Here is a 15379-nt window from a genome sequence, read left to right on the forward strand (position 1 = left end):
CGGGGCCGCTGCGGCACAAGTGACGGAAGTCATGGTCACGCGAGCCGGCTTTGCAAAACGCCCGCCCGGTCCCCCCAGATTGTTGGGGCGATAGCAACCTATCGTGCTACTGGCGTTTCAGGCTCGAATTGCTACGATTTGCTTCGTCAGTCAGAACACCAGGGAGATTTCATGCCAATAGGCACCGCGCAGCTTGCGCGTGTTCTCACCGCTTCCTCGTCTGCAATGCCTGCGTTCGGCAACGAGCCGGCACTGGAGCCCATCGCGATTGAAGGCGAAGAGGGTTTGAGCCGTCTTTTTCGCTATACCCTGACCCTCGCCACCCCCGAACAGCAGGGCTACAACGAGCGTCAGGCGGCCAATGTCGCCATCAAGCAGTTGATCGGCGAGACGCTCACCACGCACATCGTTCTGGATGGCAGGCCCGGCTCAGGTCCGGAGCAGCGCCACATCTCAGGGCTGGTCACGCGCGTGCGCTTCCTGCGGCTGGAAAATCGCCGCGCGCTGTACGAAGCCGTCGTCGAGCCTTGGCTCACTCTGGCAACGCGCACGAGCGACTACCGCATCTTCCAGAACGAAGACGTGCTGGGCATCGTCAAGACTGTTCTCGGCAAGTACGGCTTGCCCTTCGAGATCCGGGCCACGCGAAGCTATCCGGCTCGTGAGTTCCAGGTCCAGTACGGGGAGACCGACTACGACTTCATTGCCCGGCTGCTGCACGAGTGGGGTCTGTACTACTGCTTCGTGCACGAAGAAAACAACCACAAGCTGGTGATTGTGGACGACATGGCCTCTCACCAGCCCTTCGCGCACGCGGGCTATCAGACCATTCCTTTCCATGCCGCCGACGCGACCGCACGCGAAGAACGCTGCGACCGCTTCAATGCGCATGAGGAATTGCAAAGCGGCCGCTGGGTCACCGACGACTTCGACTTCAAGCGTCCCAAGGCCGAGTTGCAGCAGGTCAGTGCCATGCCGCGCAAGACCGCGCAGAACACATGGGAGCGCTACAGATGGCCAGGCGACTACGTCGTCGAATCCGAAGGCGAGCAATTGGTGCGCACGCGCATGGAGGAGACCGGCAGTCAGGGCGAGCGTGCCAGCGGCTCGGGCAACCTGCGTGCGGTGGTGCCGGGCTGTCTGCTCACGCTGGAGCGCCATCCCCAGAACGAAGCGAATCGGCAGTACCTCGTGACGAACACACACCTGCGACTGCAAGACGTGGGCGATGCGAGCTCGCAGCAGGAGTTCGAATGCCGGGTGGACTTCGAGGTCATCCCGACGAGCAAGGTTTTTCGTGCGCCAGTGCCACCGGAGCCAAGGCCGCGCACTACGGGGCCTCAAACTGCCATCGTCACAGGTCCGGCGGGCCGCGAGATCTGGACCGACGAATACGGCCGCGTGAAACTGAGCTTTCACTGGAACCGCTATTGCACCAAGGACGAGAACAGTTCGTGCTGGATTCGTGTTTCCTCGCCTTGGGCAGGTACCAACTTCGGCGGCATCCAGATCCCGCGCATCGGGCAAGAGGTGATCGTCGACTTCGAGAATGGCGACCCCGACCGGCCTATCGTGACGGGCCGCGTCTACAACGCCGACAACATGCCGCCGTGGAGCTTGCCCGACAACGCCACGCAGAGCGGCCTGCTCACACGCAGCTCCGAGGGCGGCAGCGGTGCCAACGCCAATGCCTTGCGCTTCGAGGACAGGAAAGGCCAGGAACAGGTGTGGCTGCACGCCGAGCGCAACCAGGACATCGAGGTCGAGCATGACGAAACCCACTCGGTGGGCCGCGACCGCAGCAAGAAAGTGGGCCGCAACCAGATGGCCACGATCGGCATGGCCTACATGCACAACGTGGGCCTCGCCAAGATGGTGAATATCGGCCTGGCCTACTCCTTCAACGTCGGCATGCTGCGCAACACCGTCGTCGGCATGATGGACAACACCATGGTCGGCAAGACCCAGACCACCAAGGTCGGCGAGAAGTACCTGCTGTCCGTGGGCGGAGACAAGGGTAGCCACATCGAGATGGACGGCAAGACCATCTCGTTGCGGGTGGGCGCGTCGGTGGTGCAGCTCAAGGCCGACGGCTCGATTGCCGTCACGGGCAAGAAGATCAATATCACGGCGCAAGGCGACGACGTGACCGTCAACGGCGAGCACATCTGGCTCAACCCCATGGGCGGTGGCGCCGCTCTGCAACCCAACGCGGTGCCGACCCCACCGCCGGCCGAGCCGCCGGGCAGCCCGCTGGCGAGCCTGGGCGCACTGATGGGCGGCAACCCCGCCGACCTGCTTGGCAAGGCGGGGCAGCTCGCCTCGATCGCCCAGCAGGTGGCCGGGGGCGGCGGTGGAGGCGGCGAAGCTGCAGGCCATGCGACACAAGTGCTCGGCACTGTCTCGGCCGCGGTCTCCGCCGGCGTCGGAATGCTGGCGGCGGACAAGGGCAACGCCCATGGCTGAGCCCGCGCCGCCGATCCCCGCGCCGCGCCTGAGGCAATTGCGCAACGGCACCCCCTTTCCACACTTCCAGTTCGACAAGATGGGCAAGGGGCGGCGCTTCCACGACGTGGTGGTGGTGTGCGCGAGCTTCGTGCTCGCGCCCGGCCGGCTCGAACCGGCGGCGTTTCATCGCGGCCCGGTCTTCGCCGACGAGCCCTGGGATGCCGCGCACGCCACGCTGTCGAGCTTGCGCATGGCGACCGACGTGCTGCTGCTCAAGCCCGACGCCGATGTCTACGTGACGGGCACCGCGCACGCCCTCGACTGGACGCCAAGGCGCGATTGGCGCGCGGAGCTGCAGGTGCACAGGCACCATGACGCACCGCTGCTGCACAAGGCGCTGCGTCTGACCGGGCCGCGCCACTGGGACTGGCAGCCGGACGCCGCGCAGCGCAGCCTGTCCGACGCGCAGCCCACGCTCGCCGTGCCGCTGCGCTACGAGCTCGCCTACGGCGGATGGGGATTCGACCAGGGCGACGACGAATCGGCCCCGCCCCGCACCCACTCGGCCAACCCCTGCGGCACCGGATGGTTCGGTAGCGCAGCCCGCGAGGATCATCCCGGGGCGCGCCATGCCGCCGGACAGCCGTTCCCCGGCCCGCAGATCGAGCACACCGATGCACCGCTGCAGCACGCCAACCACAAGGACGCCCAGCCCGTCGGCTTCGGGCCGGTCGCGCGCTTCTGGCAGCCGCGTGTCGCGCTGGCGGGAACCTACGACGACGCCTGGCGCGAACGCCACGCTGGACAGCCCTACATGGACTACGCCGACGATTTCGACGAACGCTTCTTCCAGTACGCCCCCGCCGACCAGGTCGTGGCCGGTGGCCTGCGGGGCGACGAATCCCTTCGCATGAGCGGCTTCTTCGCCTCGACGCCCTGCACCGAGACCCAGCTCCCGCACCTGTGGATCGAGGCGCTGTGCAGGAACGGGGACGGCATCGAGCGCAGCGAAGCCATGAAGCTCGACACCGTGCACATCGACCTCGACGAGATGCTCGTGCACCTGACCTGGCGGCTCACGCTCGACCAGGCGCTCGACACCGTGACGGTCGACCTCTTCGACCGTCCGATCGCCGAGGCTCCCGCAGGCAGCGGCATGCCCCAGGGAGTGCCTGCATGAGCGCCGAGAAGCACATCGCGGATGCGGAGTCGCGGTTCATGGTGGTCAACGTGGCGCCGGACTTCTGCATCGTCGGCAACCAGGTGGTTCCCTTCGACATCGTGTCGATCCTTCCGCCCGAGAAAGCGGCCTACTCGCACACCGTGTTCGCGCGCAGCGAGAAGGTGCTTATGGTCGACAGCATCGTCAAGGGCGTGGCGGGCAACGCGGGCAGCGGCGTACGCTCGGGGGTCTCGCTCGGCGCGGGCAACGTGAAGATCATCTCCGGCTCGCAGACGGTCTTCGTCGAGAGCCGCCCCGTGGCCCGCCACGGCGATCTCTGCGAGATGAATGGGGCCGCCTGATGAGCTCGATTCCCGATGACAAGAAGACGCTGGGACAGGTGCTGTCCACGTCTTCCTCGTCGTCGCCCTCTTCCTCCTTTTCGCCCCCCTCTTTCAACAGCAACGGCACGCTCGGCAGGGTGCTGACCTTCGAGGTGCCCAAGGGGCCGATGGTGCGGCGCCGGCCCGGCATCTGCAGCGAGCGGTACGAGCGGGAAAAGGCAGACTTCGAAAAGATACCGTGGTACGAGCGGATGTGGATCGGCACTGGTCGCGACGCGCGTCTGGAGCCTACAGATGCGCTGCAGGCCGCGAAGACATTTCAGCAGGCATGCGAAAAGATGCCGGATGAAATCCCCAAGTCGGCGCTGGACGACAAGCTCCAGCAGCTGAACGACCACTACACCGGCAAAAATCCCTTGCCGCCCGAACAGTCCCTGGAACTCAAGAGAAGAGTCTCTTTCCTGCAGGATGTCTATACGCCGGGGCCACGCTGGGAGAACGGGCTTTCCGGCAGCGAAAGTGCCTGGCTGAGTGCGCAGAATCTGCGCTTCGGCAACTCGCTGGGCATCGCCTTGCTGGGCCCGATCTTCGGCGCCCCCGGTGCGGCCACGCGTGTACTCGGCGGCTCTGAAGAGCAGGTTGCCGCGGCCAACCAGTTCGGCGCCAGCATGTTCGACGTCGCCACGGCGCACGTCGGCCTGGGCGGCGGCAAGCGCGTAGCAGAGCCGCTTCCGCGGCCCGGTGAATCGGTGCGCGGGGCGCCATTGGAGCCGATTAGCCGGACGGTGGAGGGCAAACCGCGGGAAGTCGTACCTGAAAGGGTGCAACGCAACACTTCCAGCGCACGCGAGGGCACGGTGGTCGCGCGCCGTCCCATGTCTCCACAGGAGCGCGCGCAAAGACTGGAGGAATTGGCCAAGGACCCGGCGCAAGGAGGCAAGGCGACGACCAAGACACGCAGAGAAGCGGAGGTCGGGCTTTCACTGGAAGAGCAAGGCAAGCTGCCTGGCCCCATCACGCGCGATCCCACCGGGGCATCGGAGTTCATCGACACCACAGGCCAGAAGTGGGACGTGAAAGGCTGGAACTCCCAGTACGCGCCGCGCGGCTACAACACACCCGATGCGATGGCGTTGATTCAGAAAGAAGTGGGCGTCGGCGAGAACGTCATCGTCGACACGATGAAGATGTCGCCCCAGCACATCGGCGAACTGCAGACTGCGGTGGGCAATGCAGGCCTCAACAATCGAGTTATCTTCCACTGATCATGCAAGAGAAAGTCTCCCAAGCGGACGTCGTCACGAACCTGGTCGCCCAGGCAGAAGGCCAAGGAGTCGATCTGAGCCATGCGGACCTGTCCGGCATCTCATGGAGCGAGCTCGACATTTCGGGGGCAACCATCGCGATGTCGCTGTTTCGGGGCGCCAGCTTTGCAGCGCCCCAGGCGCTGAATGGCTGCACCTGGATCGGCAACCGGCTGGAAGAATGCCGCTTCGAATCGGTGGACATGGCCAAGGCCGAATTGCTGGACTGCGCGTTCGAGGGCTGCACCCTGCAATCTCCCCGGCTGTTCAGGACTGACCTCTCCGGGACTGTGTTCTCCTCGTGCCGCCTCGTCGATGTCGATTTTTCGCAGGCGGCCATGATCCGGACACGCTTCAACCGATGCAGCTTCGTCAACGTCCGGCTGGCGGGCGATCTTCTGGTCTCGGGCAACGGTGACTTCGCGTTCGGGCCCGATGGCGACCCGATCTCTTCACCGCCAGCTGCCTGGACGGTCGACAACGACGATCCGCAGGCCTGAGGCAAGCCCCGCGACTCAGCTGTCGCGGTCAGGGTCCGGATAAACCAGCGGCCCCAGCACCCCGCGATTGAAGGGCTTCCACTCGCCTTCGGGCTGCGCCAGCCGGTCGGCCACCGCATAGAGCACTGCCGGGTGCGCACCCAGCCCCAGGTGGCTGGCGATGACTTCGATGTTCTCCGACTGCGGGCCGGTCTTCTCGATGCTGCAGCGCCATGCGACGACACCGTCGGTGCGGCTGAAGATCGAGGTGGTCGGCACGGGTGGCGTGGGCTGCACGAACTTCATGCGGCGCGGGTCGTGCGAGCTCTGGCCGCTCACGCCTTCGTACACGCGCCATGCGTTGGTGGCGCGCGGGCTGCCGGAGAACGGGCTGCCCAGCGTGATGACGTTGCGGATCATGGGCGCATAGGAAGACGCCAGCAGCCGCGCATACACTCCGCCCAGGCTCCAGCCGATCACGCTGACCTTCTGGCCGCTGTTGTCGTGCAGGGTCTTCAGCAGCTCGACCATGCCGTCTTCCACGCCTTCGCGCGGACCGAAGTTGCGGCCCAGACCCCAGCCGTGCGCGTCGTAGCCGCGGCTGCACAGGTAGCGGCGCAGCAGCAGCGTGGAGCCGTCGCCCGCCACGAGGCCCGGCAGCACGAGCACCGGGTGTCCGTCGCCGCGCGGCGTGAGCTGCAGCAGCGGCCACATGGCGATGCCGGCGCCGGTTTCCCAGAGTGCGCGGGCTTCGGCCAGCAGCAGCAGGCGCGACGGTGGCGCGACAGGTTCCTTGGCGTGGGTGGCGGTGGTCATGATGATGGATGGATCCTTTTTGGTTTTTATCTTCTTCAAGACGAACATGAGGCCGAAAGAATCAATGCCCCGTCGGACAACAACGTCATTTATCCGAGGTATTTGCCCCTCAGGTAATCAAGGTAAGCCCTCGATTCGCTGGAAACATACGGGGAAACCAGCGTGAGCGTGTAGAAAGCCGCCAGACCGGGGTCGGCCTGCGCCAGCGCGTCGCGCCCCGGCACGAGCCGCTCGAACGACAGCCAGCAGGTGGTGGTGAAGACCATCTGCAGCGCAAGGATGCGCGCCTGCTCCGCGCTGGTTTCGATCACGCCCGAGGCCACCAGGCCTTCGCACAGCGTCTGCGCGGCCAGCAGGTTCTGCGCGGTGAGGGCCTGCGCACGCTGGCCCAGCGCCGGGTATTCGCTGGCCAGGAAGGCCATGTCGCGGTAGATGAAGCGGTATTCGTCGATGGCCTCGAAGCGCAGGTGCAGCGCGAGCCAGAGGTCGTCGATGGCCGCGATCGATGCCGACGAGCCGTTCAGGGCCTCGAGCCGTTGCTCGAAGCGCCGGAACAGCCATTCGACGATCAGCTGCTTGGCCTTGAAGTGGTAGTGCAGGTTGCCCGGGCTGATGCCGAGCTCGGCTGCGATCTTGTGGGTCGACACGGCCGCGAGGCCTTGCGCGTTGAACAGCGCGAGGCTGGCCTGCAGGATGCGGTCGCGTGTGGTGTTGGAACTGGCCACAACCGGCTTGTCGGGTTGTCGCTCAGCGTTTGGCGCCGCGGCCACGGGAGGTGGCGGCGCCGGTGCCTTCGCCTTCGAGTTGCGCGACGCGTTCGCGCAGTTGCGCGATCTCGTCGCGCAGGGCCTGCACTTCGGCGGGGCCGGGCATGCCCAGGCGTTGCATGGCAGTGGCGACGCGCTGGTCGAACACGTCCTCGAACTTGCGGATGCCGAAGCTGTCGAGGCTGGGGACCTTGCCCTGCCCGATGCCGAGCAGGCCTTCGATCACGTTGGCCTGGCGCTTGGCGACGTCGTTGCGCACGTTGTCCAGCGCCTTGAGGCCGGCGCGCAGCAGGACTTCGGCCTTGCCGGGCTCCGCGGGCTTCTTTGCCGCGGGCGCCTTCTTCGCGGCCGGCGTCTTCTTCTTCGCAGGCGCCGCCCTCTTCTTCAACTTTGCAGTTTCGTCAGGACGGGTCGCCATGCAGTGCTCCAGATGCCGGAAAAAAGAAAAGGGGCGCAAAGCGCCCCGGGGGTCAGGCCGCCTTGCGGGCAGCAGCGCGGCGAACCGGCTTCTTGGCGGCGGCAGCCTTGGCCTTCACCGTGCGAACCGGCTTGGCTTCTTCGGCGCCGCTCACGCGGGCTTCGATCTGCTTGGTGCCGGCGACGATCTTGTCGGCGATCTGCACCGAGACGGTGGCGATCGGCTGGTTCAGCGCGCCCAGGGCGTTGATCACCGAGGTGGCGACCGGCGATTCGACGCGAGCCACGCGGCTGGCGACCGATTCGATGCCGCTGGTGGTGCCGGCGGCAACGCGGTCCATCACGTTCACGATGCGGCTGGTGTCGATGTCCAGGCGGTTGGCCAGGAAACCGTTGATCTTTTCTTGCGCGCCGATCAGGTTGGCCTTGACCTGCTCGCTCACCAGCGGAATCTGGCGGCTGCCGAGGAAGTTGCTGTAGCGCGAAGCGGCGCCGCCCAGGAGGCGATGCACGCCGGTGCGGTAAGCGCCGACCAGGGTCTTGCCAGCGTCGTTGTATTGGCCGACGACGTGAACAGCTGCGGAAGCGATGGTGGTTTGCGTGGACATGGTGATTTCCTTGAAGTTGAAAGGTTCGCGAAGGAAACGGTATGTCTTTCGCGATGGGCCTATCTTCTTCTGCAGGGCCTAGGCCTGAAAAACTAGAACGGTCGGAAAACTAGTCCAACTGCCCCAATTTTCTTTCAGCAGGCCGGGGCCCGTGCGCCGATCATGCCGCAGCGGCCCTGGGGCTGCCGGAGCGCTTGGCCGGCGCGGCCTTGCGGGCTGGCGGCTTGGGCGTGGCCTTCTTTGCCGCGGTCCTGACCGGTGCCTTTGCAGCTGCTTTCACGGGTGCCTTCTTCGCTGCGACCTTGACTGGAGCCTTCTTGCGCGCGGCAGGTTTCTTCTTTGCAGCGGCGACGGGCGCGTGCCCGGCCTCGTCCGACGGCTCCTCGATCGTCTTCGCAGGCACCGGCGCAGGCGCCGCACCGGCGGCGGCCGGGTGCTTCTGCGTCAGCTCCATCAACAGCTTGTGCTCGGCCAACAGGTAGTCGCCGATCTCGGTGATGTCGGGCACGGCGCGGCGGCAGGCGATCAGGCCGTAGTCCATGCGGCCGTTGTAGCTCTGCACCGTGACGTTGAGCGCCGTGCCGTGGCTGGCGATCGACACCGGGTAGTAGCAGGTGACGAGCGCGCCCGCGAAGTACATCGGGAACGGCGCGCCGGCCACGTTCGAGATAGCCACGTTGGCCGCAGGCGGCAGCAGGTTGACGATGCCAGAGCGCCCCACCATCGACGCGATGCCCGACACCAGCCAGGGCGCGGCGAAGGTCGGGAAGTCGTCGAGGATCACGGCCTTGAAGCGGTTCATGGTCGACTTCGACGAGGTCGACGACGCGTTGATCGCCTTCAGCCGCTGCACCGGGTCGGTGATGTCGGTGGCCAGGCTCACGAGGATCATGCTGGCCTGGTTGTTGGCCGTCTGGTCGCCCGCCTCGCGCAGGCTCACCGGTACGCCCGCCACCAGCGGCTTGGCCGGCAGCTCGTTGTTGTCGGCCAGGTAGTGGCGCAGCGCGCCGGCCACCGTGGCCATGACCACGTCATTGAGCGACACGCCGAAGTGCTTGGCGATGTACTTGGTCTCGGCCAGCGAGATGGTGCGGCCGGCAAAGGTGCGCTGGTTGGTGATCGACACGTTGAGCGAGGTGCGCGGCGCGAAGAGGTTGAACTTCTTCGGTGCGGCGGCCGTGTCCTTCTCGGCCGCCTTCTCGTCGGGCTTGGCGAGGCCGCCGATGGCACGCGCGATGGCGGGCGCCATCTTGAAGAGCTTCACGTACTGCTGCGCGGTGTTGCGCAGCGCAGCGGTGGCGAGTTCGGCCATGCCCAGCTGGTAGCCGCTGCTGCGCGGACGCGAACGCGGCGGCTTCACCACGCGGCCGGTGGCCTCGAGGTCGAAGATGGCCTTGCCTACTTCCACGCCGGCCTGTCCGTCGATGCCCGCATGGTGCACCTTGGTGTAGAGCGCCGCCTGGCCGCTCTTGAGGCCATCGATGATGTAGAACTCCCACATCGGCCGGCTGCGGTCGATCAGCGAGGAATGCAGCCGGGCCACGTATTGCTGCAACTGCCGGTTGGTTCCGGGCTTGGGCAGCGTGATGTGGCGCACGTGATAGTCGAGGTCGATGTCGTCGTCCTCGACCCACACCGGGTTGGTCATGTCGAAGGGCATCAGCGCGAGCTTGCGCGTGAACACGTCGGCCAGGTGGATGCGGCTGGCCATGAAGTTCTTGGCGTCTTCGTAGAAGTCGCCCTTGTAGCCCTTGGGCAGGTCGAGCACGTTCAGGGAGCCCACGTGCATCGGCATTTCCGGCGTTTCCAGGTGCAGGAAGGTGGCATCAAGACCGCTCAGGTGTTTCATGTGTTGTGTCTCCTTGGTGGGGCATGCGCCGCTAGGCAGGATAGCGCGGGCATCGCGTTCGTGGGCCTCTGGTTCTTCAGTGTTTCCACCGGGGGAAGGCACCAGCGCGACAGGGGTTTGCCCGAAGTAGCGAAAAAGTGCCAGGTGCCCGGCGGGCAGGGCGACAACTGCTCACATCGCCCGTTTCACACAGGCTCCGTACACTGTGGCCATGACATCCAGCCCCTCCCCGCAGCAGCATCAGGACGACAACCTCTGGCTCGAGGACATCGACGGCGAGAAGCAGCTCGACTGGGCGCGCGCGCAGAACGCGCTCACCGTGCAGGCCTATGCGCAGTCGCCCGCGTTCGAGGCGCTCCAGCAGGGCATCCTCGAGGTGCTCGACTCGGACGACCGCATTCCGATGGTCCGCAAGATCGGCCCGCGCTTCTATTACAACTTCTGGCGCGACAAGGATCACACCAAGGGCCTGTGGCGCCGCACCACGCTGGATGAATACCGCAAGCCGCAGCCCGTGTGGGAGACGGTGATCGACCTCGACGCGCTGGCCGCGGCTGACAAGGAGAACTGGGTCTGGCACGGCGCCGACTGCCTGGAGCCCGACTACAGGCGCTGCCTGATCTCGCTGTCGCGCGGCGGCGCCGATGCCGACGTGGTGCGCGAGTTCGACCTCGAAACCAAGCAGTTCGTCGAAGGCGGCTTCTCGCTGCCCGAGGCCAAGAACCACGTGGGCTGGAAAGACATCGATCACCTCTATGTGGCCACCGACTTCGGCCCCGGCTCGATGACCAGCTCCAGCTACCCGCGCATCGTGAAGGAATGGAAGCGCGGCACGCCGCTGGCCAGCGCGGTGACGGTGTACGAAGGCGCGCACGAGGACATGTCCGTCAGCGCCTACCGCGACAACACGCCCGGCTTCGAACGCGACTTCGTCTCGCGCCAGATCGACTTCTACGAGAGCGAAACCTGGCTGCGCGGCGCCGACGGCAAGCTCGCCAAGATCGACGTGCCCGACGATTCGCTGGCCGAGATCACGCGCGAGTGGATGCTGATCGAGCCGCGCACCGACTGGGCCGTGGGCGGCACCACCTTCAAGTCGGGCTCGCTGCTGGCCGCGAAGTTCGACGACTACATGGCGGGCCGGCGCGAGCTCACCGTGCTGTTCGAGCCCGACGACACGACCGCACTCGACAGCCACTCGTGGACGCGCCACCACCTGATCGTCAACGTGATGCACGACGTGGTGAACCGGCTCGAAGTGCTCACGCCGCCATCGAACGGCAAAGGTGCGTGGACGCGCGAAAGCCTCGGCGGCGCGCCCGCGCTCTCCACCATCGCGGCGGGCGGCATCGACGAGGACGAGAACGACGACTACTTCCTCACCGTGAGCGGCTTCCTGCAGCCGACCACGCTCTACATCGGCACCATCGGCCAGGGCGAACCCAAGGTGCTGAAGGACAGCCCCGCCTTCTTCGACGCCTCGCGCTATCGCGTGAGCCAGCACTTCACCACCTCGAAAGACGGCACGCGCGTGCCCTACTTCGAGATCGCCGCCAAAGACCTGCAGGCCAACGGCAAGAACCCCACGCTGCAGTACGCGTATGGCGGCTTCGAGATTTCATTGCAGCCCAGCTACAGCGGCAGCATCGGCCGTGCGTGGCTCGACAAGGGCGGCGTGTACGTCATCGCCAACATCCGCGGCGGCGGCGAGTACGGCCCGCGCTGGCACCAGGCCGCACTGCAGGAGAACCGGCTGCGTACCTGCGAAGACTTCGCGGCCGTGTCCGAAGACCTGTTCGCCCGAAAGATCACTTCGCCCGGGCACCTGGGCGCGATGGGCGGCAGCAACGGCGGCCTGCTGATGGGCAACATGCTCACGCTGTACCCGAAGCTCTACGGCGCCGTCGTGAGCGAGGTGGCGCTGCTCGACATGCGGCGCTACACGCACCTGTCGGCGGGCGCCTCGTGGATCGCGGAGTACGGCGACCCCGACCAGCCCGACGAGTGGGAATTCATCCAGACCTTCTCGCCCTACGAGAACGCGAAGCCGGGCCAGGCATACCCGCCCGCCCTCTTCACCACCTCCACGCGCGACGACCGCGTGGGCCCGGTGCATGCGCGCAAGATGCACGCGAAGATGGTGGCGCTGGGGTACGACAGCAGCTTCTACGAGAACCTGGAAGGCGGCCACAGCGCTGCAACGGACAACAAGGAATCCGCTTTCATGGACGCACTGGGCTACGCGTACCTGTGGCAACACCTGGAGAAGCCGTGATGAGCAATGCCAGCAGCACCCCCGTCACCCTCGAACTGATCGGCGCGCCGACCGACATCGGCGCCAGCGTGCGCGGCGCCGGCATGGGGCCCGACGCGCTGCGCGTTGCGGGCCTGCCCGAGGCACTGGCGCGGCAGGGCTACACAGTCATCGACCGCGGCAACCTCGCGGGCCCGGCCACGCCCTGGGCGCCGCCGACCAACGGGTTGCGCCACCTCGACGAAGTGATCGCCTGGAACCGCTCGGTGTACGCGGCCGTCGACACCGCGCTGGGTGCCAGCAACGTGCCGGTGATGCTGGGCGGCGACCACTGTCTGGCCATCGGCTCGATCAGCGCGGTGGCGTGGCATGCACGCAAGCGCGGCAAGAAGCTGCGCGTGCTGTGGCTGGACGCGCACTCCGACGTCAACACCGAGACCACGAGCCCCAGCGGCAACCTGCACGGCATGCCGGTGTCATGCCTGCTGGGCCACGGGCCGGCCGTGCTCACGGGCTGGAGCGGCGAGCGCGCGGCGCTGCAGCACGACGCCATTCGCTTCATCGGCATCCGCAGCGTGGACGGCGACGAGAAGGAAGCCATTCGCACGCTGGGCCTGAGCGTGTTCGACATGCGCCACATCGACGAGCACGGCATGCGCACGACCATGACAGAGACACTGCAGGACGTGGACGAAGACACGCACCTGCACGTGAGCTTCGACCTCGACTGCCTCGACCCGGCGGACGCGCCCGGCGTGGGCACCGGCGTGCGCGGCGGGCCGACCTACCGCGAGATGCAGCTGTGCATGGAAATGATCGCGGACACCGGGCGGCTGGGCTCGCTCGACGTGGTGGAACTGAACCCGGCGCTCGATGTGCGCAACCAGACGGCGGAAGTGGCCGTCGAACTCATCGAGAGCCTCTTCGGCAAGTCGACGCTGGTGCGCTAGGAGTTCTTCAGGTCAGGGGCGCTCGACCTGCGCGGCCTTGGCCCGCGTCACGTAGCCCTGGTAGGCCGGCAGCGCGATGGCCGCGACGATGCCGAGCCCCACGATGACGGGCAGCAGCCATGCGCCGATCAGCACGCCAGTGGTGTTGGGCGGCGGCGGCGCGCCGAAGCGGTTGCTGCCCTTGGTGCCCGACTTGAAGATCCAGATCAGCGCGACCAGCGGGATCAGCGCCAGGAACAGCATCCAGCCCGACCAGTCCATGTCGTGCGAGCGCTGGATGCCCGTGAGCACGTAGAAGACGAAATACGGAATCGCGAGCAGGAAGGTCAGCGCCACGATCAGCCCCTCGGAACGCCCGAGGCCGGCGATGCCGAGAATGAAACCCAGCAAGGTGGCCGCGACGATGAAGATGATGTACGAAAACATCGTGTACGCCAGGAAGCGCGCCCGCCCGATGCGGCCCTTGGCGGACCACAGCTTCACGGGCTGGACGCCCGCATCGCCCTCGTATACGTCGGCCACCGTGGCGCGGGGCGCAGCGTAGGGATTGGTCATCTCTGTCATGTACTTCTCTCCTCTGTTGTGAAGTTCACATTTTGGGCAAAGACCTTTACAAAAGACCAGCCCTTTTGACGGCGTGATAGCGGTTCACCAACGCCACCGCGAGGTCGGCCGGCTCCACGTCTACCGAGAGCGGATCGTTGCCGACCACCCGCGCAAAAGCATCGCGGCGCGACTGCTCGAACAGATGCGCCGCCGCAACATCGACGGCGTCGCGCGCATGCACCAGCGGCTGGCTGGCGATGCGGCCGAGCACCCGCTCGCGCAGGCTCGCGACCAGCACGAGGTGCTTGCGGCGCAGCAGCTTGATCGCGGGGCGCAACTCGGCCGCGTCCTCGTCGCGGAAGTTGGTCAGCACGATGACCAGTGCGCGCCGTTTCTGCACGCGCAGCATTTCCTGCGCGGCCAGGAGGTAGTCCGAATGGGTGGCGCCGGGCTGGATGTCGTGCAGCCGGTTCATCAGCGCGTTGAGGGTGGCGGTGCCCTTGCGCGGTGCGAAGTCGCGCCGCTCTTCGGCGGGGCAGCCGAAAGTCATGGCGCCGACTTCGTCGCCCTCTTTCAGCGCCACGTAGCTCAGCAGCATCAGCGCATTGAGCGCCTCATCGAAGTGGCTGTTGGCCTTCAGCGCCAGCGCGCCTTCGTCGGCGCGCATGCGGCGGCCGCAGTCGAGCAGGAACAGCACGCACTGGTCGCGGTCGTCCTGGAACTCGCGCACGATGGGTCGGCGCTGGCGCTGCGTGGCCTTCCAGTCGATGTGGCGCAGCGAGTCGCCGGTCTTGTAGTCAGAAAGTTGACGAAAGTCGGTGCCTAGCCCGCGCTGCGCATAGGTCTTGATGCCGATCTGCGCCAGCCGCCGGTCGCCCGACAGCCACGCGTAGCGCGCCAGCGCGGCGAAGTTGGGATACACGCGCAGCCGACGCGGTTCGCCCAGCGTCTGGCGCATGTCGAAGCAGCCGAAGCGGGTGCGCCAGCGCAGCTGGGTGGCGCCGAATTGCGCGACGCCGCGCTGCGTTGCAGTGGCGGTGTAGCGCAGCGCAACCTGCGAGAGCGCCGGCACGGCGACGGTCTGCGGCAGGCCCTCGAAGGTGAAGTGGGCATCGAGCTCGTCGAACACCGACACCTGCCAGGCCTGCGCGCCTTCGTTCACTAGCGTGAGCGTGAGCACCGTGGGCACGCCGAGCGAAAACGCGCCGGGCAGGCTGCGCTCGATGCGCAACGGCGCGGCGCGCCACAGGCGCAGGCTCTGCCAGAGATCGACGCCCGCCAGCACGAGCCCCAGCGCAAGCAGCACGCCCGCCGCGATGGCGACGTAGCCCACCGGCACGCCCAGCAGCAGCGCCACGGACGCGGCCACGGTCAGGCCGGCCAGCGCCAGCACGGCCGCACGCGCGGGGATCGGAACAGCAGCGCGCATCCGCGG

14 protein-coding genes are annotated in these 15379 nt (G+C 66.6%); 7 read left to right on the top strand and 7 right to left on the bottom strand.

Annotated elements, in window-relative coordinates; translation table 11 throughout:
• Positions 1–171 precede the first annotated feature (171 nt).
• Genes ACN9MV_RS29385 through ACN9MV_RS29405 form a run of 5 tightly spaced genes read left to right on the top strand, consistent with a single transcriptional unit; the run spans position 172 to position 5758 of the window.
• A complete protein-coding gene (locus ACN9MV_RS29385; RefSeq protein ID WP_426390579.1) occupies positions 172–2466 on the top strand; it encodes a type VI secretion system Vgr family protein in 2295 nt (764 codons plus the stop codon).
• Positions 2459–3628, top strand: coding sequence for a DUF2169 family type VI secretion system accessory protein (locus ACN9MV_RS29390; protein ID WP_426390580.1), 1170 nt, complete (start codon positions 2459–2461; stop codon positions 3626–3628). The genes ACN9MV_RS29385 and ACN9MV_RS29390 overlap by 8 nt, the downstream gene beginning before the upstream one ends.
• Positions 3625–3972, top strand: a complete 348-nt coding sequence (locus ACN9MV_RS29395) for a PAAR-like domain-containing protein (RefSeq protein WP_093078957.1) — start codon at positions 3625–3627, stop codon at positions 3970–3972. The genes ACN9MV_RS29390 and ACN9MV_RS29395 overlap by 4 nt, the downstream gene beginning before the upstream one ends.
• Positions 3972–5219 carry a hypothetical protein gene (locus tag ACN9MV_RS29400; RefSeq protein ID WP_426390581.1) on the top strand — a complete coding sequence of 416 codons (1248 nt, stop codon included), beginning with the start codon at positions 3972–3974 and terminating at the stop codon, positions 5217–5219. Before ACN9MV_RS29395 ends, ACN9MV_RS29400 begins: the two co-directional genes overlap by 1 nt.
• 2 nt (positions 5220–5221) lie before the next feature.
• Positions 5222–5758, top strand: coding sequence for a pentapeptide repeat-containing protein (locus ACN9MV_RS29405; RefSeq protein WP_426390582.1), 537 nt, complete (start codon positions 5222–5224; stop codon positions 5756–5758).
• A gap of 15 nt (positions 5759–5773) precedes the next feature.
• On the opposite strand, the gene ACN9MV_RS29410 is transcribed toward ACN9MV_RS29405, so the two are convergent.
• The 5 genes from ACN9MV_RS29410 to ACN9MV_RS29430 form a co-directional block, all read right to left on the bottom strand.
• A complete protein-coding gene (locus ACN9MV_RS29410; RefSeq protein ID WP_426390583.1) occupies positions 5774–6553 on the bottom strand; it encodes an esterase/lipase family protein in 780 nt (259 codons plus the stop codon).
• Positions 6554–6642: 89 nt separating this feature from the next.
• The gene (locus tag ACN9MV_RS29415) at positions 6643–7278 is read right to left on the bottom strand and encodes a TetR/AcrR family transcriptional regulator (protein ID WP_093057664.1); all 636 of its coding nucleotides are present in this window, start codon (positions 7276–7278) and stop codon (positions 6643–6645) included.
• 22 nt (positions 7279–7300) lie between these two features.
• The gene (locus ACN9MV_RS29420) at positions 7301–7738 is read right to left on the bottom strand and encodes a phasin family protein (RefSeq protein ID WP_426390584.1); all 438 of its coding nucleotides are present in this window, start codon (positions 7736–7738) and stop codon (positions 7301–7303) included.
• 52 nt (positions 7739–7790) lie between these two features.
• The gene (locus ACN9MV_RS29425) at positions 7791–8345 is read right to left on the bottom strand and encodes a hypothetical protein (protein WP_093057666.1); all 555 of its coding nucleotides are present in this window, start codon (positions 8343–8345) and stop codon (positions 7791–7793) included.
• A 160-nt stretch (positions 8346–8505) separates the two neighbouring features.
• Positions 8506–10194, bottom strand: a complete 1689-nt coding sequence (locus ACN9MV_RS29430) for a WS/DGAT/MGAT family O-acyltransferase (protein WP_093057667.1) — start codon at positions 10192–10194, stop codon at positions 8506–8508.
• A 211-nt stretch (positions 10195–10405) separates the two neighbouring features.
• On the opposite strand from ACN9MV_RS29430, the gene ACN9MV_RS29435 reads away from it, so the two are divergent.
• Positions 10406–12469 (top strand): prolyl oligopeptidase family serine peptidase, encoded by a 2064-nt coding sequence (locus tag ACN9MV_RS29435; protein ID WP_426390585.1) that lies wholly within the window; start codon positions 10406–10408, stop codon positions 12467–12469.
• Entirely contained in the window at positions 12469–13398 is a 930-nt protein-coding gene (gene rocF, locus ACN9MV_RS29440; protein ID WP_426390586.1) for an arginase, read from the top strand. The genes ACN9MV_RS29435 and rocF overlap by 1 nt, the downstream gene beginning before the upstream one ends.
• 12 nt (positions 13399–13410) lie before the next feature.
• Here rocF and ACN9MV_RS29445 read toward each other — a convergent pair whose 3' ends face one another.
• Positions 13411–13962 carry a DUF805 domain-containing protein gene (locus ACN9MV_RS29445; RefSeq protein WP_093057670.1) on the bottom strand — a complete coding sequence of 184 codons (552 nt, stop codon included), beginning with the start codon at positions 13960–13962 and terminating at the stop codon, positions 13411–13413.
• Between the two features lie 46 nt (positions 13963–14008).
• Positions 14009–15373, bottom strand: a complete 1365-nt coding sequence (locus ACN9MV_RS29450; RefSeq protein ID WP_093078967.1) for a DUF58 domain-containing protein — start codon at positions 15371–15373, stop codon at positions 14009–14011.
• Positions 15374–15379: the final 6 nt, after the last annotated feature.

Origin of the sequence: Variovorax sp. R-27, assembly GCF_049913215.1 — a bacterium.
GTDB lineage: Bacteria > Pseudomonadota > Gammaproteobacteria > Burkholderiales > Burkholderiaceae_C > Variovorax.